Source organism: Halogeometricum limi, from assembly GCF_900115785.1.
GTDB classification, from domain to species: domain Archaea; phylum Halobacteriota; class Halobacteria; order Halobacteriales; family Haloferacaceae; genus Halogeometricum; species Halogeometricum limi.
On the sequence record NZ_FOYS01000001.1, the window covers coordinates 902,564 to 928,448 of the forward strand.

Consider the following 25,885-nt stretch of genomic DNA (forward strand, 5'->3'; position numbering starts at 1 on the left):
ACGATACTGATGTGAGCGAACGCGGGATGGCTTGGTCAGTCGCGTCTTCGGCCGCCGTCGCTCACACCGTCTCGCTGTCTACGTGTTGAGGAAGTAGACTTGCTTCCGAGCGTCTTTGAAACTGTAGCGCGACCCGACGAGGTCCGCCTCTTCGAGTCGGTTGAGCGCGTAGCGTACGGTCCGGTCGGGAAGCAGCGAGTCCTCGGCGAGTTGTCCCTGTGACAACGGTGCGTCGCCCTCTAACACTTTGGCGACGAGTTTCGCACTGGGAGGGAGTTCGCGGAGTCGCTCGCGGAACTCGGTCTCCGAGAGGGGGTCCTCACGGTTCATCTCTGCGGTAGTGGTGCTCATACTCCACGAGAACGCGTAGTCCATGGTAAAGCTTGGCTACAAGTGTGTCAAAACAATCCAGACACATAATACACAAATAAGGCCGTATAATGTCTTCGCGGCGAACGGTTTTGTCGTCGCCGCGCGAGAGGGCGGTCGTGATTCCCGAATCGCACCGCGACATCTTCGAGAAGCAGTCGTTCGCACACCTGGCGACGGTCATGCCGGACGGGACGCCGCAGGTCACGCCCGTGTGGGTCGACCACGACGACGGCGAGTACGTCCTCCTCAACAGCGCACGCGGCCGACGAAAGGTGACGAACATCGAGCACGACCCGAAAGTGGGCGTCTCCGTCCTCGACCCCGACGACCCGTATCGCTACGTCTCCGTCCGAGGGGAGGCGGAGTTGGTCGACGACGGAGCGGTGGAGCACATCGACGCACTCGCAAAGCGGTACATGGGCGTCGACGAGTACCCCCACCACGGCGAGGAGTCCGGCGCGCGGGTCATCATCCGCGTTCCCACGGAGCACATCGTCACCAGCGGGTAGTCCGGGCTACTGACGAGTCGTCCGAGTCACCGACGGGTCGGCCGGTCGGTTACCGGGCGCGCCGTCGGGGAAAAGACCCGTTCCGCCCCTCTCGCACGCGTTCCACCCGTGCGTACGCTGTCGAGCGATTACTTCCCGCGTGTCGGCGACGACTAAACGGTATCCAGTACGGTTTTAGTCCGTCGGTGTGCAGTACGACGTAGTGTGAAAGGAAAGGAGTGGTACCAGGCGGACGACGTCGCCGACGAGTACGACTCGAAGCGATTCTCTCGCGGCGGGCGACACATCGACCACCGAGAGAAACAGGCCGTCCTCGACGCCGTCGGACCCGTCGAAGACAAGAACATCCTGGAGATAGCCTGCGGTACGGGTCGCTTCACGGTCATGCTCGCCGAACGCGGCGCGAACATCGTCGGCCTCGACATCTCGCGGGCCATGATGACGAAGGGTCGCGAGAAGGCACGACGCGCGGACGTCGCGGACCGAATCGAGTTCCTCCGCGGCGACGCGGCGCGACTGCCGTTCCCGGACGACCACTTCGACGCGGTGTTCGCGATGCGGTTTTTCCACCTCGCGGACACGCCGGCGAAGTTCCTCGCGGAGATGGCCCGCGTCTCGAAGGACGTCGTGTTCTTCGACACGTTCAACGACACCAGCGCTCGCGTCGCGTACAACTGGCTCTTGCCGATGGGGTCGCGCCTCTACGCCGAGGACGAAGTCGACGGGTTGCTCCACGACGCCGGACTTCGACTCACGCAGGCCACCCACGACTTCGTCGTCCCGTACGGACTGTATCGAAAGCTCCCGAACGGCATCGCGGGCGAACTCCGCGGACTCGACACCTCGCTCGGCGGCACGTCGCTCGGCGAACGACTCGCCTCCGTCTCCTACTGGACGGCGTCCGTCGAATCGAGCGACTGACCCCGCGAACGCTTCCGTCGGTGTCGAGCGGCGACATTTAAGTTTCTCCGTAGATACGAACGCGTATGGACCTCTCGGTCGTGGTTCCGACGCTCAACGGTCGGGACCGCCTCGCCGCCAGCCTCGACGCGTTAGCCGAGGCCGCACCCGACGCCGAAGTCGTCGTCGTCAACGGCCCGTCGGCGGACGGAACGACCGGAATGGTGCGGGACCGAGACGACGTCGACGTTCTCGTCGAGATATCGGACCGGACGCTGAACGTCGCACGAAACGCCGGAATTCGCGCCTCGTCCGGCGACGCCGTCGCCTTCGTCCGGTACGACGTCGCCGTCGAAGACCAGTGGCTCGACGGCGTCACCGACGGCTTAGCGGAGGCCCCGGTCGTCACCGGGCCGTCCCACCGGACGCTCCGCGCGGGCATGACCACCGAGACGCTGGAACGCCGGACCATCTGCGGGCGAGACGTGGTGTACTTCAACGGCGGGAACGTCGCCTTCCGCCGGGCCGCCCTCGACAAACTGGACGGCTTCGACGAGTACCTCCACACGGGCGGCGCGCGCGACGCGGCGCACCGACTCGCGGCGACCGGATTCGGCGTGACGTGGCGACCCGAGATGAGCGTCCGAACCGAGTACGAGGCGGACGGCGGCGTGAAGGAACGCGACTGGGGGTGGAAGTACCGCGCGTTGGGCTATCGACTCGCGAAGAACTACGGGTTCCGACCGACCGTCGCCCGACGGACGCTCAAGCACGCCCGGACGGACGCCGTCTCCGCCGCACGCGACGTGATTCGCGGTGACGCCACGCCGACGGGATGGTTCGGGACGGGTCGAGACGTCGTCTCCGGGATGGCGACGGGGCTCTCGGACGGACTCGTCGCCCGCGCCCGCGACCGGTCGACGACGCGGAACCCGCACGGCTGTTCGAAGCGGGCCGACCGCGCCGTGGCGACGTACGACTGGCGCTGAGAGACCGCGACTCGTGCGCTACGACTGCTCGCCCGGTGCGAGTTGCGGAATCACGCGGGCGGCGTTCTTCGAGAACGCCCGCCGCATCGCGTCCTCGGAGACGTCGAGCGTCAGTATCTCCATCACGCCGACGTTCGGGTGTGCCTCGGGGACGCCGCTTCCGAACATGACTCTGTCCGGATGCTCCAACAGCGCACGCTCTACGACGCCGCGGAAGCGAACGAAACTCGTCTCCAAGTAGAGGTCGTCGTAGCGGTCCAACAGGTCGATACTCCGGTTCATCAGGTCGCGGTCGAGCGGATAGCCGCCGAACGCCGCGAAGACGACGGGAAATCCGCGGTCGAGAAGCGTCTCGGCGGCGTCCTCGGGGGTGAACTCGCGGCCGACGTGGACCAGGGCCGGAAGCCCGACGTCCGCCAGTTGGTCCAACGTCTCCTCGTCCGGGAGGCCGTCGACGGCCGGTGCCAACGTGAACCCGTGGAACCGGTCGTCGTAGGCGTACTGTTCGATGTCCTCGGGGTCTGCGTGACTCTCGTCGCGCGAGGCGGTGAGGTTGCGGAGGCGGGCGGTCGCACGCCCACTCGGGTCGCGCGGACCGTTCACCCGGGCGAACGCGAGGAACGGTCGGTCGACGCTCATCCGCGCGACGGCGTTGTTCGCGCGCAGGTAGCCCTCCCCCTCGGCGCGTCGTCCGGGCGAGACGACGGCGCGGACGACGCCCGCTTGGTGGAGTTCTCGCTCCAACCGTTCGGGGCTTATCTCGCGTCCCCGCGTGGCCACCGACTCCTCGCTGTCGGGGTCCAACCGAGCGTGGACGTCGACCACCCGAAACCCGTGGTTCAGTTCCAGCATCGTTCGACGCTTCGCCCACGGGTTCAAATAGTTTGTAGAAGTGACTGCTCCGAGAACCGAGTCGACCATTCGGCCAGTGGATTTTTATATTAATAGACGTTCGACCATCGTCGACAGAGAGACACGATAGCACGGTAATTCGGTTGCTGTCGTGCGATTTCACAGCACAGACTCAGCGATACATATTTATAGAACCGCAAGCGTCTACTGCGGTGAGGTTTCACAATCATGTCGTCACGAATGCAGCAGCCCCTGTACATCCTCGCCGGTGGAAGTTCCCGAACGCACGGCCAGGCCGCCCAAGACTCGAACATCCGCGCCGGAAAGGCCGTCGCGAGTGCGGTCCGCACGACGCTCGGACCCCGCGGCATGGACAAGATGCTCGTCGACTCCTCGGGCGAAGTCGTCATCACGAACGACGGCGCGACCATCCTCCAGAAGATGGACATCGAACACCCCGCCGCGCAGATGATCGTCGAAGTCGCGGAGACCCAAGAGGAGGAAGTCGGCGACGGCACCACCACCGCCGCCGTCCTCACGGGTGAACTCCTCGCGCACGCCGAGGACCTCCTCGAACAGGACCTCCACCCGACGGTCATCGTCGAGGGCTACACCGAAGCGGCGAAACTCGCACAGGAGGCCATCGACGCGCAGGTACTCGACCTCGACCTCGACGACAGACTCTTAGAGAAGGTCGCCGAGTCGAGCATGACCGGCAAGGGAACCGGCGACGTGACCGCCGACATCCTCGCGAAACACGTCGTGAAGGCCGTCCGCATGGTCCACGCCGAAAACGACGGCCGCTTCGACCGCGACGACGTCCGCGTGATGACCCGCACGGGCGCGTCCTCCTCGGCGACCGAACTCGTCGAAGGCGTCGTCATCGACAAGGACCGCGCCAACGAGAACATGCCCAAGACGGTCGAAGACGCCACCGTCGCCGTCCTCGACGTGAAACTCGACGTGCGAAAGGGTGAGGTCGACACCGAGTACAACATCACCTCGGTCGACCAGTTGGACGCCGCCCTCAAGGCCGAAGACGACGAACTTCGGGGCTACGCGAAGGTGTTCACAGACGCCGGCGTGGACGTCGTGTTCTGCACGAAGTCCATCTCGGACCGCGTCGCGGGCTACCTCGCCGACGCCGGTATCCTCGCGTTCAAGAGCGTGAAGAAGTCCGACGCGCGCGCCATCGCCCACGCGACGGGCGCGAAGCGTCTCGGCACCACGAAGGACCTCGACGCGTCCGACTTCGGACACGCCGACAGCGTCTCGCTGAAGAAGTACGCCGACGACGAACTCACGTTCGTCGAGGGCGGGTCGGCCGCGAAGGCGGTCACCCTGTTCCTCCGCGGCGGCACCGAACACGTCGTCGACGAACTCGAACGCGCCATCGAAGACGCCATCGACGTGGTCGCCGCCGCCATCGACAAGGGCGGCGTCGTCCCCGGCGCGGGCGCGACGGAAGTCGCCATCGCCGACCACATCCGCGCCGAGGCGGCCGGTATCGAGGGCCGCAAGCAGCTCGCCGTCGAGGCGTTCGCGGACGCCGTCGAGGCGCTCCCGCGCACCCTCGCGGAGAACACCGGCATGGACCCCATCGACGCGCTCGTCGACCTGCGCGCGCGCTACGAGAGCGACGGCGTGGCGGGCATCATCTCGTCCGGTCGCTCCGGTGAGATCGGTGACCCCGTCGACGCCGGCATCCTCGACCCCGCCGCGGTCAAGCGCGAAGCGGTCGAGTCCGCCACCGAGGCCGCGACGATGATCGTCCGCATCGACGACGTCATCGCCGCCGAGTAATCCGACCCGGCTCGCTGCCACGAGCCGTCTCCTTTCTATCGACGTCGTCCCACCGAGCGACGGCGCCGTCTCTCCGCCCGTCGGCGTCACTCACTCGCCCGACCGTCGATGCGTATCCTCGGCAGGTGCCAGTCGTAGCGAAGCGCCAACAGGCGCGTCGAGAAGACGAGGACGGCGCAGACGGCCGAGGGGACGCCGGACGGCGCGCCGAGAGCGGCGACGACCCAGAAGGCCGCGCCGCCGAGAACCGCGGGCGTCGCGTAGAAGTCCTCGCGCAAGACGACGGGCACCCGCCCGATGAGGAGGTCGGCGAGAGAGCCACCGCCGACGGCGGTGACCGTCGCGAGAACGACGACGCCGTACGGCGTCAGTCCGGTCTCGGTCGCCACGAGTGCGCCCGTCGCGGCGAAGGCGGCGAGGCCGACGGCGTCGCTGGCGAGAAACGCGGGCGTGTCGCGGATGCGGACGTGTTCGGGGGTTCTGCGGACGAGTACGATGGCGAGGCCGACGCCGAGGAGGGCGGCGGAGGCGTCCCACGTCGTCGCCAGCGAGGCGGGGAGGCGGTTCACGAGAACGTCGCGCGTCGTCCCGCCGCCGAGGGCGGTGACCACGCCGAGAACGGCCACGCCGAACGCGTCGAGTCCGGCGTCAGCGGCCTTCAGCGACCCCGCGACGGCGAACGCGAGGAGGCCGACGACGTTCATCAGGGCGAACGGGTCGAGGCTGTCGAACACGCGTCAGGAGGGGACGGGGTCGTCGTCGATGCCGCCGTTCGAGTCGGTATCGCTGACGCGTTGGATGCGTTCGATGCCGTCTATCTCGTCGACGACGCCCTCGACCGGGTCCGGGACGAGGTCACGCCAGTTCTCGTCGTGGACCATCCGGTCGCGGAGTTCGGTGCCCTCCAACACGTCGCGGTTGAACATCGGCGACTGGCGGACTTCGACGCCCGCCTCCGAGAACAGTTGGATGACGAGGGGGTTGTTCGAGTAGGCCACGTCGAACGCCGGCGACATGCTCTGGACGTGACTCACCCAAACGGAGTTTCGGTCCAAGTCCTCGATGGGGACGGCGTACGTGGTGATGTCGAAGTCGACGACCGACTTCGTCACCATCATGATTCGCTCGCCCGCGGTGAACGGGTTCCGCGGCGAGTGCGAGTCGCCGGCGGACCCGATTCCGAGGACGAGTTCGTCGACCTCGTCGGCTATCTCTTCGACCATCCGGTGGTGGCCGTTGTGGTAGGGCTGAAAACGACCGATGTAGAACCCCCGCATGCACCTCGTTTCTCGTGGCTGGTTTATAAAGGCGACGAGTTGGGTGAACGTACGATATCGTCGTGTATGGCGGCTGAATCTGCCGAATGTCGCCGTGGCGATGGGTGTGCATTTGGGGAGAAAGTATATCAGTCGTGCAGCCTTCATTTGAAGTAGCGAAACAGTTCTATGAGTAACGACATGGATACCGACGACAACACCTCCGAAGAGGGGGTCGACGTCCCCGAGGAGACTCCTCGCCCCCCGTCCGATGTGGACGACGAGGCCTTCTCGGAGTCCGGCCCCGACGACGGGGAGGACGAAGTCGATAAGCGGACCATCGACGACCTCGGTAGCGACGTCGAAGTCGAAGCCGACGTTGCCGACGACGTAGACGAAGACGACCTCCTCGGTGGGCTTCAGATCGACTCGACGAGCGAGATATCGGTTCCCGACCGACTCGTCGACCAAGTTATCGGGCAGGAACACGCCCGAGACGTGGTGATGAAGGCGGCAAAGCAGCGTCGCCACGTGATGATGATCGGGTCGCCCGGGACGGGCAAGTCGATGCTCGCGAAGGCGATGGCCGAACTCCTGCCGAAAGAGGAACTGCAGGACGTCCTCGTCTATCACAACCCCGACGACGGGAACAACCCGAAGGTCCGAACGGTCCCCGCGGGCAAGGGCGAGCAGATAGTCGAGGCCCACAAAGAGGAGGCTCGCAAGCGCAACCAGATGCGCTCGTTCCTCATGTGGATCATCATCGCCATCGTCCTCGGCTACTCGCTCATCATCGCCGGGCAGATTCTGCTCGGCATCCTCGCGGCGGGTGTCATCTACCTCGCGTTCCGCTACGGGTCTCGCGGCAGCGACGCGATGATTCCGAACCTCATCGTGAACAACGCCGATCAGACGGCCGCGCCGTTCCAGGACGCGACCGGCGCGCACGCCGGTGCACTGCTCGGCGACGTTCGGCACGACCCGTTCCAGTCCGGCGGGATGGAGACGCCGAGTCACGACCGGGTCGAACCCGGAGCCATCCACAAAGCGAACAAGGGCGTGCTGTTCATCGACGAGATAAACACGCTCGACATCCGCTCCCAGCAGCACCTGATGACGGCCATCCAGGAGGGCGAGTTCTCCATCACGGGCCAGTCCGAGCGTTCCTCGGGCGCGATGGTCCAGACCGAACCCGTCCCGACGGACTTCATCATGATCGCCGCGGGGAACCTCGACGCGATGGAGAACATGCACCCCGCGCTTCGTTCGCGTATCAAGGGGTACGGGTACGAGGTGTACATGGACGACACCATCGAGGACACCCCCGAGATGCGGCGCAAGTACGCGCGCTTCGTCGCTCAGGAGGTCAGCAAGGACGGCCGCCTGCCCGAGTTCAGCGCCGAGGCCATCGAGGAAGTCATCCTCGAAGCCCGTCGCCGCGCGGGTCGGAAAGGTCACCTCACGCTCGAACTGCGTAACCTCGGCGGTCTGGTCCGCGTCTCCGGCGACATCGCTCGCGCGGAGAGCGCGGACGCGGTCACCCGCGACCACGTGTTGCAGGCGAAGGGGCGCAGTCGCTCCATCGAACAGCAACTCGCGGACGACTACATCGAACGCCGCAAGGACTACGAACTGCAGGTGGCCGACGGCTACCAGGTCGGCCGCGTGAACGGTCTCGCGGTCATGGGCGAGGACTCCGGTATCATGCTCCCCGTCATGGCCGAGGTGACGCCGTCGCAGGGGCCGGGCGAGGTCATCGCCACCGGTCAACTGAAGGAGATGGCACAGGAGGCAGTCGACAACGTCTCCGCCATCATCAAGAAGTTCTCCGACGAGAACATCTCGGAGAAGGACATCCACATCCAGTTCGTCCAGGCCGGACAGGGCGGCGTCGACGGCGACTCCGCCTCCATCACCGTCGCGGCGGCGGTCATCTCCGCCCTCGAAGAGGTCGGCGTCGACCAGTCGCTCGCGATGACCGGCAGTCTCTCCGTCCGCGGTGACGTCCTCCCCGTCGGCGGCGTCACGCACAAGATAGAGGCCGCCGCGAAGTCCGGGTGCACGAAGGTCATCATCCCGCAGGCGAACATGCAGGACGTGATGATCGAAGACGAGTACAAGGACATGGTCGAGATCATCCCGGTCTCGCACATCAGCGAAGTTCTCGACATCGCCCTCGAAGGCGAACCCGAGAAGGACTCGCTCGTGGACCGCCTCAAGAGCATCACCGGCTCTGCGTTCACCGAAGGCAGCAACGTCACCGGGCCGTCCAGCCCGAGTCCGCAGTAACGTCGGATGCCCGACTGGGCGACGTTCGCCGCGTTCGCGGCCGTCGTCACGACGGGCCTCTTGGCGCTCTCCTACGCCTCTCGAGGCGTGATTTCTCACGACGACGAGCCACCGCAACGGACGGGGACTCGGCTCCGTTCGCTCTCGGAGGACGAGTCGGCCTCCGAAGCGGAGGCGGACGGGACGGACGCGGCCGACGAGACGGCGACCGCAGAATCGGACGCGCCGACCGACTTCGCCGGACCGACCGGAACGGGCGAGAGGCCTGCGGACACGACCGCCGAACCTACAGAGACGACCGCCGAACCCGCGGACACGGCCGCCGAACCCACACCCACGCGTGCGGAGGACGTGAGTCGCGAGTTCGTCCTCCCCAAGTCCGGCGTTCGGTATCGCTCGGCACCGTCGGAGGAGACAGCAGAGCTATCGACGGCGGCCCTCCTCGCGAACGTCGCCTTCTCGCAGGGAGTCTTCGCCGTCGCACTCCTCGCCGGCGCGTGGTACGCACAGATACCGGCGTCGGCGTTCGGCGCGCACGTCGAGACGCTCTCGCTCTCGGGACTCCTCCTCGGCGTCGGCCTCGGCGTCGCGCTCTACGCCGCGAACGAAGTCGGCGCGGCCGTCGGCGCGGCGTACGGTCTCGGGAGTTCCGAAGAACTGCGAGGCGCGCTCGCACCGGACTCGAAGGGCGGATGGGCCGTCCTCCTCTTGGTCGTCCTCCCCCTCATCGCGGGGTTCGAAGAACTCCTCTTCCGAGGCGCACTCGTCGGCGTCTTCGCGGCGGGATTTTCGGTCTCGCCGTGGCTCCTCGCACTCCTCTCCTCGGTCGCGTTCGCCCTCGGCCACGGCGCGCAGGGCCGACTCGGCGTTCTCGTCACGGGGACGCTCGGCTTCGTCCTCGCCGCCGCGTTCGTCGTCACCGGGAGTCTGTTCGTCGTCGTCGTCGCGCACTATCTGGTGAACGCGCTGGAGTTCGTCGTCCACGAGGGCCTCGGATTCGAGTGGACGAACCGGCCCGGATTCGGAGACGACGCCGACTGACGGCGGTCCCGAACGACTTTATCCGTCCCCGCTCTCGTTCGGGTATGTCGTCTTCGATGTCGAATCAACGGCTGGGACAGGTGCTCCTCGCCGGATTTCTCGTACTCGTCGTCGCCTCGATACTGACCGGAAACGCCGCTATCGACACGCTCGTCGAAGTCGGGTTCGGGTTCGTCGCTCTCTACTTCGGCTACACGACGTACGCGAACCCCCGCTACCCCGACGGCACGGCGAAGACGGCGACGACGGCGGCGTTCGTCCTCGCCGGTCTCGGACAGTTCGTCGTCGTCGTCACCGGCCTCACGGTCGTCGACCTCGTGACGACGGTGTTGTTCGTCGGCGGGTTCGTCGGCTACGTTCTGTTGAACCGCCAGTGAGTGCTCGCGGCCGGTCGTCGGCCGAGGCGCGGGTCGTCGCCTGTGCGTCGCTGACACCAGACCGACGCGTGACTATGCCGTGAGGCGACGACGGAAGCGTATGCAACGGCGCACGTTCCTCGGTGGTATCGTCGGTGTCGCCGCCGCGGGCGTCGGTGCCGTCGCGGTGGCGGAGTTGTTCCTCCCGGAGCAGTCGACCATGGTCGGCGAAGCGGACGCGTCGACGGGGACGGTACTCCGGCGCGGGACGTTCGAGGGGCAGACGGGCCACGACGTCGCCGGAACGGTCGAACTCCGCCGGGACGACGACAGCCACGCCCTCAGGTTCGTCGACTACGAACAGACGCAGGGGCCGGACGTGTTCGTCTACCTGACGCCGTCACCGACGCCGGAGACGGCCGCGGACGTGGCCGCCGGGACGAAAGTCCTCGTCGACGGCGGGGCCGACGGCGGCGAGAGCACGAAAGAGGGGACGTTCACCCAGCGACTCCCGGCGGCCCTCGACGTGAGCGAGTTCCGCGGGGTGAGCATCTGGTGCGACCGGTTCTCGACGCCGTTCGGGCGGGCGGCGCTCGAAGCGGTCGAGTCGTGAGCGAACGCGACTCGGACGCGCCGCTACGCCGACTCCAGTCGCCGTAACTGCCGAGCGACCGCGTCGGGCGTCGCCCCCGACGCGTCCGAGACGCGGTGGTCGGGGACGAACAGCGGAACCGGGTTCTCGCGGAGTGCCGCCCGCGCCGTCGCCACGTCGTCCTCGTCGTCGGGGTCCAGGTCAGCCATCCGCATCACGCGGCGGAGTTCGAGCGTCTCGCCGTAGGGGAGTTTCCGCACGGCGTCCAGCACTCGGCGGTGGTCCGTCGGGACGGTCAACGCCACGGGCACGTCGTCGAAGTGGTCCTCCGAACCGGCGAGGTAGTCGTCGACGCGGTCCAAGAGCGGATGGTCGGGTTCGGCGTCGGACGGGAGCGACGCGGGAAAGGAGACGCTGATGACGCTCCCACTCGCGACACCGAGTTGCACCGCCCGGTCGAGTCCGTCGAACTCGCGGGCAAACACGCCAGCGTTCATGAACGTCGGTTGGCCGCGACCACCCTTGAACCTTGACGACGACGCGCAAGCCTTATGTGCAGATGAGTGCGTTATTGTACAATGATGAACGCTAGTGAGGATTCACTCGCGCCCGAGGTCCGGTCTATCCTCGACGCCGCGAGAGACCGACCCGGCGGCGACGAACGGGTCTCGGTGACGGCGCGGTCGTTCCCCGACGCCGTCGCCGCGACGGAGGCGGCGGGTCGCGTGCCCGTCGTCGCGGAGGTCAAACCCACCAGTCCGACAACCGACGGCGAACGCACCGATGACCCCGTCGAACTCGCCCGCGAGATGGTCGCGGGCGGCGCGACTGCGCTGTCGGTGCTGACCGAACCGGACCACTTCGGCGGGTCCGTGGAGAACCTCCGACGCATCCGCGAGGCCGTCGACGTCCCCGTCCTCCGCAAGGACTTCGTCGTGAAGGAGTCGCAACTGGACGCCGTCGAGTCCGACCTGGTCCTCCTCATCGCGCGGTTCGTTCCGGACGACCTCTCTGACCTCGTCGCTGCCGCGCGCGAACGCGGGTTCCAACCCCTCGTCGAGGTTCACAGTCGCGCGGAACTCGAACGCGCACTCGACGCGGGTGCGGACATCGTCGGCGTCAACAACCGGGACCTGGGGAAGTTGGACGTCGACCTCGAAACGTTCGAGTCCGTCGCGCCCCACGTTCCGGACGACGTGACGCTCCTCGCGGAGAGCGGTATCCTGACGGCCGAGGACGCTCGCCGCATGCGGGCGGCGGGCGCGGACGCCCTCCTCATCGGCACCGCCATCATGGACGGCGACGTCCGAGAGAACACAGAACGGTTCGCGACTGCGACACCGGAGACGGAGAAATTAGAATGAGCAAGACACGCTTCGACGGGAAGTTCGGCGACTACGGAGGACAGTACGTTCCCGAGGCACTCATGCCGGCCATCGAGGAACTCGAAGACGCGTACGAGCGGTACGTGTTGGCGAACGAGGACGGCTTCATGGACGAGTTCCGCGAACGCCTCGCGGACTTCGGCGGGCGACCGACGCCCACGCAGTACGCCGAACGCCTCTCGGAACGGTACGACCGCGACGTGTACCTGAAGCGCGAGGACCTCCTCCACGGGGGCGCGCACAAACTCAACAACGCGCTGGGACAGGTACTCCTCGCGAAGTACATGGGCAAAGAGCGCATCGTCGCCGAGACGGGCGCGGGACAGCACGGGACGGCGACGGCGATGGCCGCCGCGCACCTCGACATGCCCTGTGAGGTGTACATGGGCGAACGCGACATCAACCGCCAGCGACCCAACGTGTTCCGGATGAAACTCAACGGGTCGGAGGTCAACCCGGTGACCGTCGGTCGCGGGACGCTGAAGGAGGCCATCTCCGAGACGATGCGCGACTGGGCGACGAACGTCGAAGACACCCACTACGTCATCGGCAGCGTCGTCGGTCCGCACCCGTTCCCGGCGATGGTTCGGGACTTCCAGTCGGTCATCTCCGAGGAGGCGCGCGAACAGATGCGCGAGAAGGCCGGAACGCTCCCCGACTCGGTCCTCGCCTGCGCGGGCGGCGGGTCGAACACGATGGGCGCGTTCGCCGAGTTCGTCGACGACGACGGGGTCGAACTGTACGCCGTCGAAGCCGGTGGTTCGACGCTCGACGTGGACGAGGAGGCGGGCGTCGCGCCCAACTCCGCGTCGCTCTCCACCGGTTCCGAGGGCGTCCTCCACGGCGCGCGAACGAAACTCTTGCAGGACCGAGACGGCCAGATAATGGAGAGTCACAGCGTCTCGTCCGGCCTCGACTACGCCGGTGTCGGCCCCGAACTCGCCTACCTCGTCGACGAGGGGCGCGTGCGGGCCGTCAACGTCGACGACGACGCCGCACTCACCGCGTTCCACCGCCTCTCGCAGTTGGAGGGGGTGATTCCCGCACTGGAGACGGCGCACGCCTTCGCTTACCTCGAAGCGAACGACGAGGAACTCGGCGACACCGTGCTGGTGAACGTCTCCGGTCGCGGCGACAAGGACCTCGAATCCGTCATCGAGGAGACGGCACAGCGAGACATCGACATCGCACCCGACATGGACGCGTTCGCGGGGGGGTTCTGAGATGAGCAACCCCGAACTGGACGCCGCTTTCGCCGACGGCGCGGCGTTCGTCCCCTACCTCGCGGCGGGCGACCCGGACTTCGAGTCGTCAATCGAGTACGTCGAAGCGCTCGAACGCGGCGGAGCCGACGTCATCGAACTCGGCCTGCCGTTCTCCGAACCCATCGCGGAGGGGCCGACGATTCAAGAGGCCGTCGTGCGGTCGCTCGAAGGCGGGATGACGCCCGCGCGGTTCTTCGAGTTCGTGGAGGCACTCGACGTGGACGTGCCACTCGTCTGCATGACGTACTACAACCTCATCTACCAGTACGGGGATGAATCCGGCCCCCGACCGTTCGTCGAGAAGGCCGCCGAACTCGGCCTCTCCGGGTTCGTGGTTCCGGACCTCCCCGCCGAGGAGGCGGACCCCCTCCGCGAGGCGTGCGACGAGTTCGGTCTCGACCTCGTGTTCATCGTCGCGCCGACGACGCGCGGGGACCGACTCGAACGCATCATGGAACAGGTCTCGGGGTACGTCTACGTGCAGGCGCGTCTCGGCGTGACGGGCGCACAGGACGACGTCTCCGGGCAGACGGCCGCGAGTCTCGACCGCCTCTCGGCGTACGACGTACCCAAAGCGGTCGGGTTCGGAATCAAGACCGGCGACCACGCCGAACGCATCGTCGAAGGCGGTGCGGACGGCATCATCGTCGGGAGCGCCCTCGTCGACATCGTGGCGGAGGGCCACGAGAACGGTGACGACGCGGCGACGGTGGCGGCGCGACTCGAAGAGAAAGCGCGCGAACTGAAAGACGGCGCAGAGCGCGGATTGGCGCAACGTGCGCCCCAAGCAGAACGCACATAACGACGCATTTGCTACACACTCCCATACCTAACTCACATACCATGGACGTAGGAATCTCAGCACGACTCGAACGTATCTCGACAGGCGGACGATATCTCGTCGTCCCGATGGACCACGGAATCACACTCGGCCCGGTGAAGGGCCTCGTCGATTTGGAGACGACCGTCGACGCCATCACGCGCGGCGGCGCGGACGCCGTCCTCACGCAGAAGGGTGTCGCCCGGCGCGTCCACCCGAAGAAGAACGGCAAAGGCTACATCGTCCACCTCAACGGGTCGACGGTCATCGGCCCGGACTCGAACGACAAACGACTCACCGGGTCGGTCGAAGAAGCCCTCCGCGCCGGCGCGGACGCCGTCTCGTTCCACATGAACGTCGGGAGCGAACACGAACCCGAACAGATGACGCAACTCGGCGAACTCACCGAGAAAGCCCACCGATACGGCGTTCCGGTCCTCGCGATGAACTACGCTCGCGGAGACGACATCGACCCCCACGACCCGGAGAACCTCGCGCACGCCGTCCGCCTCGCGGAGGAACTCGGAGCCGACGTGGTGAAGACGGCGTACAGCGGCGACCCCGACTCCTTCGAACGCGTCTGCGAGGCGACGCGTCTCCCCGTCGTCATCGCCGGCGGCAGTCGCGGGACGGACCGACAGACTATCGAGATGGTTCGCGGCGCGATGGACGGTGGTGCCGCGGGCGTGTCGATGGGGCGGTCCATCTTCCAACACGACGACCCTGAATCCATCACCCGCGCGGTCAGTGCGGTCATTCACGACGACGCCGACGCCGAAACCGCCCTCCGCGAGGCCGGACTGGGTATCGAGGCCTAACCTAACCCGCCCCGCGTCCCCAACTCTTCTCGCGCCCGTCCTCGACGCGCCCCGATAGCGGCGCGCCCCTACGGCGCTTCGTCAGCCGGGTTCGACCCGTACACCGCCGGAATCCAGTTCTGCTCGTCGATGGGTGGTCGTTCGTAGTCCGACTCGGACTGCCGAGGCGGCAGGTCGATGGGGTCCGGCGTCAGGTCCCCGTAGTCGATGAGACTCAGGAGGTGCGTGATGCAGTTCAGTCGGGCGTGTCGCTTCACGTCGGCGTGGACGACGTGCCACGGCGCTTCTTCGATGTCGGTGTGCTCGAACATCGCGTCTTTCGCCTCGGAGTACTCCGCCCACCGCGAACGCGCCGTCAGGTCCATCGGGCTGAGTTTCCACCGGCGCTTCGGGTCCTCGATTCGCTTTCGGAACCGACGCTCCTGTTCCTCGTGGCTGATGGAGAACCAGTACTTCACGAGGACGATACCCGACCGGACCAGCATCCGCTCGAACTCGGGACACGACCGGAGAAACTCCTCGTACTCCTCGTCGGTGCAAAAGCCCATCACTCGTTCGACGCCCGCGCGGTTGTACCAACTGCGGTCGAACAAGACCATCTCGCCCGCCGTCGGGAGATGTTCGACGTACCGTTGGAAGTACCACTGCCCGCGTTCTCGGTCCGTGGGGGTTCCGAGAGCGACGACGCGGGCGACGCGAGGATTGAGTCGTCGCGTGATTCGCTTGATGACGCCGCCTTTCCCGGCGGCGTCGCGCCCCTCGAAGACGACGCAGACGCGTAGTCCCTCCTCTTTCACCCAGTACTGGAGTTTGACCAACTCCTCTTGGAGACGGGCCAACTCGCGCTCGTAATGCTTCTTCTTCAGTACGCCCCGCTTGTTGTACCGCTCCTCTGTCGACACACTCGCTCACGTTCTCTCGACAGCCAGCGGACATATAGTGTATTGCTCGCCGCTGTGACTGTCACGGAGGGTGACTCGGCTCTCCCGGAGTCCGCAGAGACGCCTCGAACGGACAGCATCGGTGGATATCTCGGTTTGATATCGCGGCATTCGATACATCAACTGCAGAACGGCGCGACAGTTCGGCCGTGGAGCGGTGGTCGGTTCGACTCACGCCCCGACGACGAGTTCCGGTTCGATGTCGAGAAATCGCCCGACATCTCGGACTTCCGATTCGAGCGCGGTCTCGTCGGGAAGGACCTCGAACGGGTTGACGCGAACGGTCGGGGTCTTCGCCGACCGGTCGAGCCGCCACGTTCCGACGACGGCACCGTCCGCGACGATGGTCGGCCGGACGACACCGGCACCGGGCCAGACCTGCGACCGGAACTCGGGTGGGACGGGTCGGTTCTCCGTCGCGTAGCCGAGGAGAGACGTGTCGTACGCGGGCAGCAGCCTCAGTACTGGTTCGCGCTCCTCTACCCCGTCGAGAGCGTCGGCGTCGAGCAGTCGTGCCGGCGAGCCTTCGACGTCGACCCCCGTCGTCGTCTCGCGGAGAGACTCCCAGGCGGGCTTCGCGTCGCGCGTGAGGAGACCGGACCACGCGACGAAGTCGTGGAGCGTCGCGGGTTGAAACGCCGCGAGGTACCGTCTCGCCAGTCGTTCGCACGCGGCCTCTCTAGTGCGGTCCTCGGCCGGACGTTCCGACACCTCCAAGAGGGCGTACGCGTTCGCGCCGTCCTTCGGTGCGGTCTCACGGAGGACGCCACGGAGCGCGGCCTGCCGGACGAGGAAGTTCGGCGCCTGACTCCGAGGGTCGACGTCGATACCGTCCGCTCGCAGTCGGTCTGCCAGTTCGACGAGCGTCAGCGGTCCGTCGTCGCCGAGAGACGTTCGGATGCGAGCGACCGCCCGTTCTACCGTCGGTTCGTCGAGTCCCATCTCCGCGAGTCGTTTCGATTCCGGACCGCGCGCGGTGAACCGTGGGCCGAGAAGCGAGAGTAGCCACGGCACGTCCTCGGCCGCGAACAGGTGAAGCGTCCCCCGCATGCACCACGTTCGGACGACGTTCTCGTCCTCGTACAGCGCTCGGTCGACGTCGGCGGCGACCGAACCGGGGAGTCGGGGACGGACGGAGAGCGCCATCGCGGTTTTGTCCTGCGCTTGGAGACCACAGACGCGGCGTGCGACGGACGCCACCGTCTCACCGGCCGGCGGTGACGACAGCCCTTGCGACGCGAACCGGACGCGGTCCGCGACCGCACGGGAGAGTGACCGAGTCATACGACTGAGAGACGACCCGGATTCGTATATAAATAGGGCCACGATACACCGCGTGTTGCGATACGGAATCGGCTCTCGCGGTCGAACGGCGACCCGGTTCCGCGGCGACGGACGGCCGCCGTCCGGCAAACCTCCGGAGAGTCGCCACGCTTTAGCCCCGTCACCGAGTCTCTCCGACGATGACACGGAGCGTCTGGCTGAAGGCCGACGACAGCGTCGGCGACTGGGAGACCCGGAAACGACGGATAACCGCGGGTCTCGAAGCGGGAGTCGACTGGGTGCTGGTAGACGAATCCGACGTCGAACGCGTTCGGTCGTTAGGCGACGTGAACGTCGCCGCCTTCCGCACGGACGCGGACGCGAGCCTCATCGACAACGTCGAAGAGGCCGAAGAACCGGACGACGCCGCTCTCGCCGACACCTACGTCGTCGGCAAGGACGGCGAGGGTGACGGCACCGTCGACTTACCCGGTGACCTCTCCGGTTCCGCGGACCTGACCACGCTCCGCCGCGGCGACAACCGCGCGAACGCCGCCTACGTCCGCATCCTCGCGAAAGAGTACGAGACGTTCGCGGAGACGGCCGCCCAAGACGCCGACTACACCATCGTCGTCGGCGAGGACTGGACCATCATCCCGCTCGAGAACCTCATCGCCCGAATCGGCGAGGAGACGGACCTCATCGCGGGCGTCACCTCCGCCGACGAAGCGCGCGCCGCGTTCGAGACGCTCGAAATCGGTGCCGACGGCGTCCTGTTGGACAGCGACGACCCCGACGAGATTCGTCGGACCGTCGAGGTCCGCGAGGCCGCAGAACGCGAGTCGCTCGACCTGAAGTGGGCCGAGGTGACGAGCGTCGAACGGACGGGGATGGCAGACCGCGTCTGCGTCGACACGGGTAGCCTGATGGAACACGACGAGGGGATGCTCGTCGGGAGCATGGGCCGCGGTCTGTTCTTCGTCCACGCGGAGACGGCCGAGTCGCCGTACGTCGCGTCCCGACCGTTCCGCGTCAACGCCGGTGCGGTCCACGCCTACGTGCGGACGCCCGGGGGCGGGACGAAGTATCTCTCCGAACTGAAGAGCGGCGACGAGGTCCAAGTCGTCGACACCGAGGGCCGGACGCGCGAGGCCATCGTCGGGCGCGTCAAGATAGAGAAGCGACCGATGTTCCGCGTCGAGGCGACGGTCGAAGACGACCGCATCGAGACGCTCTTGCAGAACGCCGAGACCATCAAAGTCCAGACGCGCGAGGGTCGCAAGGCGGTCACGGACCTCGAACCGGGCGACGAAGTCCTCCTCTACTACGAGGACACCGCCCGACACTTCGGCGAAGCGGTCGAAGAGAGCATCATCGAGAAGTAACGGCCTGTCGCCTCCGTTCTCACGTCGTCCTCTCGCGCGACGCTCACTCCGTCTCCGAGCGCACGCTCTCGGCGTCGAACGTTTCGGGGCCGCGCGGTGGGGTCTCGAACTCGGTGGCGCACCACGGACAGAACGTCACCTCGGGGTCGAGTTCGCCGCGACAGACGGGACACTGGAGGCCGTCGGACCGAGGGTGGCCCCGCGCGGCGAGGTAGTACGCGTCGAACGCACTCAAGAACAGGAGGACGAAAATCGGTGCCGTCACCTCGGACGGGAGGTCGGTGAGAGACGCCATCGTCAGCGTCGTCGGGTCCACGGACACCGACACGAGGACGAGACCGACGCCGAGGACGAACGTGAACCACGCGAACCCGCGACGCCACTCGCGGAGGTAGACGTGACCGGCACCGGCGACGCCGACGCTCGCACCCAGTACGCCGACGAGGGCGGCTATCAGTGCGCGACGACGTGTGTCCGTCATCGTGCGTCTCCCGATGATTCCCCCGTGCTTAAGTTTCGGGTTTCTTTTTGAGACTGTCAGTTAGACGTGAAAGTGACGCGAGGTCGTACTGGCCGGGAGCCGTCGCCTCGGCGGCGCGAACGGGGGCGTAGCCGATTTTCGACCCGTAGACGGGTGCGACCGCCCGGGTGTGCCGTCCCGCCTCGCCCATCCCCATCGTCGCCACGGTGTCGCCCCAGGTCGTCGCGGCGTGCGTCGCCGACAGGAGTCTGAGCGCGTCGTCGCGACTGGTCGCGGTGACGGCCACTTTCCCGACGTCGCCGACTCGCGCGGCCTCGTGCAGCAGTCGACGGAGTTCCGAGGTGGCGGGCGTCCCCTCGAAGTCGTGGACCGAGGCGACGACGGCGGCGTCCGCGTCGCGGACGCGTCCGGCGGTCGACGCCCCGCGCTTGGTCCGAAGCGCGTCGAGTTCGACGTCGACGGCGGCGACGGCGTCGTACCGCGCGGCGCGTTCGAGCGAGGCGAGTCGTCCGTCTTCGTCCGCCTCCGACGCGCCGCCCTCCCAGGACGCTCGGTTCGTCACCAACAGCGGAAGTTCGCCGTCGTACCCGTCGAGTTCGGTCAGGGGGTCCTCGGCGAGGTCCATCCGGAACTCGACCGCGTCGGCGTGTTCGCGCGCCGCGGGTTCGTCTTCGAGCGTCGCGGTACTCGCCGCCAAGACGAACGAGTCGAACGAGAGGTGCATACGGTCACCTCGCGTGCGCCGTGACTAAATCCTTTCTCGGGCGGCGACGCTCGCGGTGCGGTCGCTCGGCGGTGTGATAAACGGAGACAGCGGACGGTCGTGAACGTGCAGAACGCGCAGAACGCGAGTCGTCGCGGTTCGGCCGCGGACTCAGGCGAGGCCGAGACTCTCCTCGGCTTCGAGGAGTTCGTGGTAGCGGTTGCGGATGGTGACTTCCGAGATGTCAGCGACTTCGCTGACGGCGGCCTGCGTCGTCTTCTCGTTCGTGAGGAGGGCGGCGGCGTAGACGGCGGCGGCCGCGAGGCCGACCGGCGACTTGCCCGAGTGGACGCCCTTCTCCTTCGCGTTCTTCAGCAGTTGACGCGCGCGCATCTTCGACTCGTCGGAGAGACCGAGTTCCGAGCCGAACCGCGGGACGTACTGTTCGGGGTCGGCGGGCTTGACCTCCAAGGAGAGTTCGCGAGCGATGTAGCGGTAGGTGCGGGCGACTTCGCTCTTCTCGACGCGGGAGACCTCCGAAATCTCGTCGAGCGACCGCGGCACGCCGGCCATGCGGGCGGCGGCGTAGACGCACGACGTGGCGACGCCCTCGATGGAGCGTCCGGGGAGCAGGTCGTCTTCGAGCGCACGACGGTAGATGACGGAGGCCGTCTCGCGGACGTTCTCGGGGAGGCCGAGGGCGGAGGCCATCCGGTCTATCTCGCCGAGCGCCTGCTTCAGGTTGCGCTCTTTGGAGTCGCGCGTGCGGAACCGCTCGTTCCACTTGCGCAGACGCTGCATCTTCTGTCGCTGGTTCGACGACAGCGAGTTCCCGTACGCGTCTCGGTCGCGCCAGTCGATGTTCGTCGACAGACCCTTGTCGTGCATCGTGTTCGTCGTCGGCGCGCCGACGCGGGACTTCTGGTCCTTCTCGGCGGCGTCGAACGCGCGCCACTCGGGGCCGCGGTCGACGGAGTCCTCGGTGACGACGAGGCCGCAGTCGTCACACACCGTCTCTCCGTGTTCGTCGTCGACGACGACGTTACCGCCGCACTCCGGGCAGACGAGGTCCTCGGAGGTACTCTCCGATTCGGTCTCCTCTTCGTCCGACTGTCGGCCCCACTTCTGGCCCATGGACCGCCGCTGGGTGTTGGTCTCGCTTTCTTCCTCTTTCGTTCTCGCGTTCCGGCGAGTGAAGGTGCTCTTCTCGCTCATGGATGTAGGCGACGAATGCTCCAGAGCACAGATACGACTGGGAAAACGGCCCGGAGCGTTCCGTACGACATAGAGCGATGATTCATACATAAGACGTTCGGAATCGCTCTCGCAGACGGGGCGCACAGGCCTTCGTATAGCTGTTTGTGAACGTGTATCGTGCACCTTATATACTATCGCCGAGTCGGAGTCTACATCCCGCGGGCGCTCCGAGGGCCGGGTATGCGAGAGACGACTTCCGACTCCGGTCCCGGTTCGCCTCGCGTCGTCTCACTCGCGCCGAGTACGACGGCGACGCTCGACGCGATGGGTGCGGGCGACTGTCTCGTCGGCGTGACCGCTCACAGCGGGTTCGACGCGCCCACCGTCGGCGGGTGGTTGAACCCGAACTACGACCGCATCGCCGAGTTGGACCCCGACCTCGTCTGCACGAGCGACGGCCTCCAGTCGGACGTGCGCGACGAACTCCTCGACAGGGGGTACGACGTGTGCCACGTCGAACCCGGGCGACTCGCGGACGTCGTCGCGTCGTTCGAGACGGTGGGCGAAGCCGTCGGCCGTCCCGAGGCGGGCCACAGACTCGCCGAGGAGAGTCGGGCGCGACTCGCCGCCGTCGACGCGCGGACGCCCGAGGACGCCGCCCCCGTCGTCTACTGCGAGGAGTGGTCGGACCCGCCGATGGCCGCCGGGAACTGGGTCCCCGACGCCATCGAGGCGGCCGGCGGACGCTGCCCGTTCGTCCCCGCCGGCGAACGCTCCCGAGAGGTCGCTCGCGAAACGGTCGAAGCGGCCGCCCCCGACCACGTCGTCCTCCACCTGTGCGGTCACGGTGACCGGGTCTCAGCCGAGTCGTTTCGAGAACGCGGGTGGGATGTCGACGCCGCGGTACACGTCCTCGACGACTCGCTTTTGAACCAGCCGAGTCCGCACCTCCTCACGGGTATCGAGACGCTCGCGGACCTGATTCACGGCACGGACGACGCGAACGACGCGGCGTCGGCGGACGAATAACGACACGCCCAAACCGGTTCCCGGTGAGGTCGACCCATGCGAATCGCAGTCGGTAGCGGAAATCCGGTCAAACGGGACGCGACGGAACGGGTGTTCGACTCGGCGGCCGTCGTCGCCGAACCCGTCTCCTCTGGCGTCTCGGAACAGCCGACCGGTCACGACGAGACGCGGACCGGCGCGGAGAACCGAGCGCTCGCCTGTCTCGACGCGGATGCCTACGACCTCGGCGTCGGCATCGAGGGCGGCGTCGCACGGTTCGCGGGCCGAGACGACCTGTTTCTCGTCATGTGGGCGGCGGTCACCGACGGTACTCGCTGGGGGCGCGGGACGGGTCCGAGCCTCCGTCTCCCCGAGACCATCGCCGACAGAGTCGACGCCGGGGAGGAACTCGGCCCCGTGATGGACGACGTGCTCGGAACGAACGACGTCGCGAAGAAGCAGGGCGCGGCGGGCGCGTTCACGGCGGGGCGACTCTCGCGAACCGACGCGCTCGAATCGGCCGTCGTCTCCGCCGCCGCGCCGTTTCTCTGCGACCTGTACGACTGACCGATACGACTAGTCCAGTTCGGCGGTCTCACCGTCTCTGGACTCTCTCACGTCCCTGCTCTCTTCGACGGCCGTCGTGAGCGAGACGTTCAGGCCGAGCATCGAGGCGTACCCGCCGACGACGGTGATGACGTTCTTTACCGCGTGGTCCAACACGGCCGCGCCGATGGCGACGGGGTAGCCGACGGGCGTGAGGCCGATGACGAGAAGCGTGAACGCGCCCTCGTAGAGTCCGACGCCGCCGGGCGAGAGGGGGAGCACCTTCGCGAGGTTGCCGACGCTGACGGCGAAGAAACTCACCGAGACGAGTTCCACCGTCGCGAGGCCGGGGTCGAACGCCTGCAGGACGAGCATCGCCGTCACCACGTCGAGCGTCCAGATGACGAGGCTGGAGAGGCCGACGCGTGCGAACCCGCGTCTCGTCCCGGCGACGGACTGCAGGTCGTCGACGAAGCGTTCGACGATGCCCGCGACGAACTCGGCGTAGGAGTCGGAACTCGCCCGGCGAACGAGCGACCCCGCGAGGTTGCGGTCGGACTGCGCGGAGGCGACGATGGCCGTCACGGCGACGAGGGCGGCGACGGCGACGAAGACGGCGACGCCGACGGCGACCTGTCCGGCGCCCTCCGCGCCGACGACCGTCTCCGCCAACTCGGCGGTCTGACCCGTCACCGTGTACCCCACGAGGACGATTCCCGCCAGTAAGGTGATGGTCAGGAGGTCGAACACGCGTTCGGCCGCGAGCGACGCGAACCCGGAGGGGTACGGGATTCCGCGTCTGGCTTTCACCACGTACGCGCGGATGAAGTCACCCATCCGCGCGGGGAACACGAGGTTCCCGGTCTGACTGATGAACACCGCGCCGGTGAGGAACGTCCACCGCTCTTCGAACCCCAACTCTTCGAGGATGTCGCGGTAGCGGACGCCCCTGAGAGGCCACGAGAGCACGTAGACGAGGGCGGCGACGCCGACGAGGACGGGGTCGGCTTGCTGCATCTCCGTCAGGACGGCACCGAAGTCGAGATACTGCGTCATCAGGAGGACGGCGAGGACGGTGAGCACCGCGCCGGCGACGAGTGCGACGCGTTGGGTGATGCGCGGGCGAACGGCGAGTTGCCACCACGTCCTGACGATTTGGCTCCCCATCCCGAACACGTCGCGGACGAGGTCCACTTTCGTGTCGCCCTTCGGCGTCCACGACACGGGGAACTCGTCGATGCGGTAGCCCGCACGCTGTGCGCGGACGAGCATCTCCGTGTCCCAGAACCAGTGTTCGTCCTCGACGTCGTCGCGTAACTCCTCGAACACCTCGCGACTGAACGCCTTGAACCCGCACTGGTGGTCGCGGATGCTCGACCCCAAGAGCAGGCGGACGAACAGGTTGAATCCGCGACTCGGGACGCCGCGCTTCGTCGGCCGGTCGGCGATTCGGCCGGGCATCCACCGCGACCCGGTGGCGACGTCGTACCGGCCCGAGCGGACCCGTTCGACCAACTCTTCGAGGTGCTTCATGTCCGTCGCGAGGTCGGTGTCGAAGTAGACGAGAACGTCACCCTCGGCGGCCGCGAAGGCGTGTTCGAGTGCGCCGCCGCGACCCAGTCGTCGGTCGCTGTGGAAGTGTCGAACTCTGTCGTCCGCGGCGGCCATCGCCTCGGCCAACTCCGGCGTTCGGTCGTCACAGCCGTCTTCGGCGACGATGACTTCGTACGTGCCCGACGGCAGGAACCGAGAGAGCGTCCGGAGCGTCGTCTCCACCGTCGACTCGATGGTCTCCGCCTCGTTGTACGCGGGGAGGACGACGCTCACTTCGACCCCTGCGGACTGGTCGGTGGTCGGGCGACCCATTTACCGTCTATCGCCAGCCACCGCGTATGAATTTTCTGCCTTCCGCCGCTCTTCGGGTGTGACACTGTACCGAGACGGCCGTATTCTCCGGAAGACACTCTGGATTAGCTGACTGTTAGCCGACTGTACCGTGAGAACGACACCCGAGGAGCGAACGACGGACCAGAGCCGAACGAATCGGTAGACAGCGGCGTGTTAACCACTCGTACCAAACCCCTCATACCCGTTCCTTTCCTCCGAACTGGTATGAGCGCCACCGCACCCACCGCCCACCCGACCGCAGACCTCTCCGAGAAACAACGGCGTATCCTCCAGCACCTCCGCTCGCGCGCCGCAGAGCAGACGTACTTCAAGTCCCGCCTCATCGCCGAGGAACTCGGCCTCTCGGCCAAGGAAGTCGGCGCGAACATGCGAGCCATCATCGACGGCGACTTCGACGTGACCGTCGAGAAGTGGGGGTACTCGTCGGGAACGACGTGGAAGGTCACCGTCTGAGTCGGTGTTAGCCGACCGTACCACGGCGCTCTCCTCTTTCGACGTCCGTTCTCCGTCTTCGACGTTCCGTCTCAGGGGTCGTAGCGAATGAGGCTCGCGGCGTCGTCCGCGAGAGCGACGGCGTCCGGGCCGAACGAGTCGGCGTAGCGCACGAGGAGGGTGATGACCGTCTCGGGTCGCGTGATGGCGTAGCCGTCTTCGCGCGAGAGGAGGCCCGCGTCGTCGAGTTCCCGCGCGTAGTTGCTCACCGTCGCCCGAGAGACGTCCAACTGCGCGGCGACGTCGGTGCCGGTGGCGTCGGGGTCACGGAGGAGGGCGACGAGCATCCCGCGCGGCGTCCCTCGACGGAGATAGCCCAGCGTCGTCTGCTCGAAGGAGGTGAACCGCTTCGCCGGGAAGAAGCGCTTGTAGTCGCCGTCGCGGCGGAACTCGACGACGCCGTCGTCGACGAGGCGGCGCAGGTGGTACTGCGTCTCGCCGGTTCCGAGTCGTAAGTCGTCGCGCACCTTCGAGAAATGTGCGCCCGGCGTCGAGGCGACGTAGCCGACGATGGCGTCTCGTGCGTCGCTTCCGGACGTCTCCTCCGCGTCGGCCTCGGACGACCCGAGTCCGACGAGGGGCGTCGCCGCCCCGAGGGCCGCGAATCGCCGGAGCGTCGCACGCTTCTCTTCGTCCACGCCTCGGTCGGTCATCTGTGCTCGTCCCGGAGTAGGCTCGTTCTGCGACAAAAGCTCTTCGCTCCGACGGACGCGG

At 66.9% G+C, this 25,885-nt stretch carries 28 protein-coding genes; 16 read left to right on the forward strand and 12 right to left on the reverse strand.

The annotated features are described in order from the left end of the window. Positions 1–78 precede the first annotated feature (78 nt). On the reverse strand, positions 79–351 hold the full coding sequence (locus BM282_RS04700; protein WP_089877400.1) for a winged helix-turn-helix transcriptional regulator: 273 nt from the start codon (positions 349–351) through the stop codon (positions 79–81). 137 nt (positions 352–488) lie between these two features. Between BM282_RS04700 and BM282_RS04705 the strand changes: the two genes are divergently transcribed. The 3 genes from BM282_RS04705 (at position 489) to BM282_RS04715 (ending at position 2,770) form a co-directional block, all read left to right on the forward strand. Beyond that, positions 489–881, forward strand: coding sequence for a PPOX class F420-dependent oxidoreductase (locus tag BM282_RS04705; RefSeq protein WP_089877206.1), 393 nt, complete (start codon positions 489–491; stop codon positions 879–881). A gap of 204 nt (positions 882–1,085) precedes the next feature. Beyond that, a complete protein-coding gene (locus BM282_RS04710) occupies positions 1,086–1,802 on the forward strand; it encodes a class I SAM-dependent methyltransferase (protein ID WP_089877208.1) in 717 nt (238 codons plus the stop codon). Positions 1,803–1,867: 65 nt separating this feature from the next. Beyond that, complete coding sequence (locus BM282_RS04715) at positions 1,868–2,770, forward strand: glycosyltransferase family 2 protein (protein ID WP_089877210.1); 903 nt, start codon at positions 1,868–1,870, stop codon at positions 2,768–2,770. An 18-nt stretch (positions 2,771–2,788) separates the two neighbouring features. Here the strand turns inward: BM282_RS04715 and BM282_RS04720 are convergent, their stop codons facing one another. Further along, positions 2,789–3,622 carry an amidohydrolase family protein gene (locus BM282_RS04720; protein WP_089877212.1) on the reverse strand — a complete coding sequence of 278 codons (834 nt, stop codon included), beginning with the start codon at positions 3,620–3,622 and terminating at the stop codon, positions 2,789–2,791. Between the two features lie 240 nt (positions 3,623–3,862). Between BM282_RS04720 and thsA the strand changes: the two genes are divergently transcribed. After that, a complete protein-coding gene (gene thsA / locus BM282_RS04725; protein ID WP_089877213.1) occupies positions 3,863–5,425 on the forward strand; it encodes a thermosome subunit alpha in 1,563 nt (520 codons plus the stop codon). An 86-nt stretch (positions 5,426–5,511) separates the two neighbouring features. Here the strand turns inward: thsA and BM282_RS04730 are convergent, their stop codons facing one another. Together BM282_RS04730 and BM282_RS04735 are read right to left on the reverse strand one after the other, a co-directional pair. Further along, a complete protein-coding gene (locus BM282_RS04730) occupies positions 5,512–6,129 on the reverse strand; it encodes a trimeric intracellular cation channel family protein (protein ID WP_089877402.1) in 618 nt (205 codons plus the stop codon). A 33-nt stretch (positions 6,130–6,162) separates the two neighbouring features. Next, the gene (locus BM282_RS04735) at positions 6,163–6,702 is read right to left on the reverse strand and encodes a nicotinamide-nucleotide adenylyltransferase (RefSeq protein ID WP_089877215.1); all 540 of its coding nucleotides are present in this window, start codon (positions 6,700–6,702) and stop codon (positions 6,163–6,165) included. Positions 6,703–6,870: 168 nt separating this feature from the next. Between BM282_RS04735 and lonB the strand changes: the two genes are divergently transcribed. The 4 genes from lonB (at position 6,871) to BM282_RS04755 (ending at position 10,980) form a co-directional block, all read left to right on the forward strand. Then, positions 6,871–8,970 carry an ATP-dependent protease LonB gene (lonB, locus tag BM282_RS04740; RefSeq protein WP_089877217.1) on the forward strand — a complete coding sequence of 700 codons (2,100 nt, stop codon included), beginning with the start codon at positions 6,871–6,873 and terminating at the stop codon, positions 8,968–8,970. A gap of 6 nt (positions 8,971–8,976) precedes the next feature. Beyond that, positions 8,977–10,011: a CPBP family intramembrane glutamic endopeptidase gene (locus BM282_RS04745; RefSeq protein WP_089877218.1), complete on the forward strand. Its 1,035-nt coding sequence runs from the start codon at positions 8,977–8,979 to the stop codon at positions 10,009–10,011. Between the two features lie 44 nt (positions 10,012–10,055). Next, on the forward strand, positions 10,056–10,388 hold the full coding sequence (locus BM282_RS04750) for a hypothetical protein (protein ID WP_089877220.1): 333 nt from the start codon (positions 10,056–10,058) through the stop codon (positions 10,386–10,388). A 100-nt stretch (positions 10,389–10,488) separates the two neighbouring features. Continuing rightward, complete coding sequence (locus BM282_RS04755; RefSeq protein WP_089877222.1) at positions 10,489–10,980, forward strand: DM13 domain-containing protein; 492 nt, start codon at positions 10,489–10,491, stop codon at positions 10,978–10,980. Between the two features lie 23 nt (positions 10,981–11,003). Here the strand turns inward: BM282_RS04755 and BM282_RS04760 are convergent, their stop codons facing one another. After that, positions 11,004–11,456 carry an MGMT family protein gene (locus BM282_RS04760; RefSeq protein WP_089877224.1) on the reverse strand — a complete coding sequence of 151 codons (453 nt, stop codon included), beginning with the start codon at positions 11,454–11,456 and terminating at the stop codon, positions 11,004–11,006. A gap of 84 nt (positions 11,457–11,540) precedes the next feature. On the opposite strand from BM282_RS04760, the gene trpC reads away from it, so the two are divergent. The 4 genes from trpC to BM282_RS04780 are packed head-to-tail and all read left to right on the forward strand — an operon-like array spanning position 11,541 to position 15,247. After that, positions 11,541–12,323, forward strand: coding sequence for an indole-3-glycerol phosphate synthase (trpC, locus tag BM282_RS04765; protein WP_089877405.1), 783 nt, complete (start codon positions 11,541–11,543; stop codon positions 12,321–12,323). Beyond that, positions 12,320–13,567, forward strand: a complete 1,248-nt coding sequence (gene trpB / locus BM282_RS04770) for a tryptophan synthase subunit beta (protein ID WP_089877226.1) — start codon at positions 12,320–12,322, stop codon at positions 13,565–13,567. Before trpC ends, trpB begins: the two co-directional genes overlap by 4 nt. Before the next feature lies 1 nt (position 13,568). Continuing rightward, positions 13,569–14,411 (forward strand): tryptophan synthase subunit alpha, encoded by an 843-nt coding sequence (gene trpA / locus BM282_RS04775; RefSeq protein WP_089877229.1) that lies wholly within the window; start codon positions 13,569–13,571, stop codon positions 14,409–14,411. Between the two features lie 41 nt (positions 14,412–14,452). Continuing rightward, positions 14,453–15,247: a 2-amino-3,7-dideoxy-D-threo-hept-6-ulosonate synthase gene (locus tag BM282_RS04780; RefSeq protein WP_089877231.1), complete on the forward strand. Its 795-nt coding sequence runs from the start codon at positions 14,453–14,455 to the stop codon at positions 15,245–15,247. Positions 15,248–15,315: 68 nt separating this feature from the next. Here BM282_RS04780 and ppk2 read toward each other — a convergent pair whose 3' ends face one another. Both ppk2 and BM282_RS04790 read right to left on the reverse strand, forming a co-directional pair. Next, positions 15,316–16,149, reverse strand: coding sequence for a polyphosphate kinase 2 (gene ppk2 / locus BM282_RS04785; RefSeq protein ID WP_089877232.1), 834 nt, complete (start codon positions 16,147–16,149; stop codon positions 15,316–15,318). Between the two features lie 210 nt (positions 16,150–16,359). Next, entirely contained in the window at positions 16,360–17,472 is a 1,113-nt protein-coding gene (locus BM282_RS04790) for a winged helix DNA-binding domain-containing protein (RefSeq protein ID WP_089877234.1), read from the reverse strand. A 179-nt stretch (positions 17,473–17,651) separates the two neighbouring features. On the opposite strand from BM282_RS04790, the gene BM282_RS04795 reads away from it, so the two are divergent. Next, entirely contained in the window at positions 17,652–18,836 is a 1,185-nt protein-coding gene (locus tag BM282_RS04795) for a 3-dehydroquinate synthase II (protein ID WP_089877236.1), read from the forward strand. Between the two features lie 43 nt (positions 18,837–18,879). On the opposite strand, the gene BM282_RS04800 is transcribed toward BM282_RS04795, so the two are convergent. The 3 genes from BM282_RS04800 to BM282_RS04810 form a co-directional block, all read right to left on the reverse strand. After that, positions 18,880–19,317, reverse strand: a complete 438-nt coding sequence (locus BM282_RS04800) for a DUF7575 domain-containing protein (RefSeq protein ID WP_089877238.1) — start codon at positions 19,315–19,317, stop codon at positions 18,880–18,882. Between the two features lie 28 nt (positions 19,318–19,345). Next, a complete protein-coding gene (locus tag BM282_RS04805) occupies positions 19,346–20,041 on the reverse strand; it encodes a type I 3-dehydroquinate dehydratase (protein WP_089877240.1) in 696 nt (231 codons plus the stop codon). A gap of 150 nt (positions 20,042–20,191) precedes the next feature. Beyond that, the gene (locus BM282_RS04810) at positions 20,192–21,154 is read right to left on the reverse strand and encodes a transcription initiation factor IIB (protein ID WP_089877407.1); all 963 of its coding nucleotides are present in this window, start codon (positions 21,152–21,154) and stop codon (positions 20,192–20,194) included. A 303-nt stretch (positions 21,155–21,457) separates the two neighbouring features. On the opposite strand from BM282_RS04810, the gene BM282_RS04815 reads away from it, so the two are divergent. Both BM282_RS04815 and yjjX read left to right on the forward strand, forming a co-directional pair. Then, positions 21,458–22,246: a cobalamin-binding protein gene (locus BM282_RS04815; protein ID WP_089877241.1), complete on the forward strand. Its 789-nt coding sequence runs from the start codon at positions 21,458–21,460 to the stop codon at positions 22,244–22,246. Between the two features lie 36 nt (positions 22,247–22,282). Next, positions 22,283–22,792, forward strand: a complete 510-nt coding sequence (gene yjjX / locus BM282_RS04820) for an inosine/xanthosine triphosphatase (RefSeq protein WP_089877243.1) — start codon at positions 22,283–22,285, stop codon at positions 22,790–22,792. Between the two features lie 9 nt (positions 22,793–22,801). Here yjjX and BM282_RS04825 read toward each other — a convergent pair whose 3' ends face one another. Next, positions 22,802–24,637 (reverse strand): flippase-like domain-containing protein, encoded by a 1,836-nt coding sequence (locus BM282_RS04825; protein WP_089877244.1) that lies wholly within the window; start codon positions 24,635–24,637, stop codon positions 22,802–22,804. Between the two features lie 246 nt (positions 24,638–24,883). On the opposite strand from BM282_RS04825, the gene BM282_RS04830 reads away from it, so the two are divergent. Further along, positions 24,884–25,132, forward strand: coding sequence for a DUF7123 family protein (locus BM282_RS04830; protein WP_089877246.1), 249 nt, complete (start codon positions 24,884–24,886; stop codon positions 25,130–25,132). A gap of 71 nt (positions 25,133–25,203) precedes the next feature. Here the strand turns inward: BM282_RS04830 and BM282_RS04835 are convergent, their stop codons facing one another. Beyond that, a complete protein-coding gene (locus tag BM282_RS04835; RefSeq protein WP_089877248.1) occupies positions 25,204–25,824 on the reverse strand; it encodes a winged helix-turn-helix transcriptional regulator in 621 nt (206 codons plus the stop codon). Between the last annotated feature and the right edge of the window lie 61 nt (positions 25,825–25,885).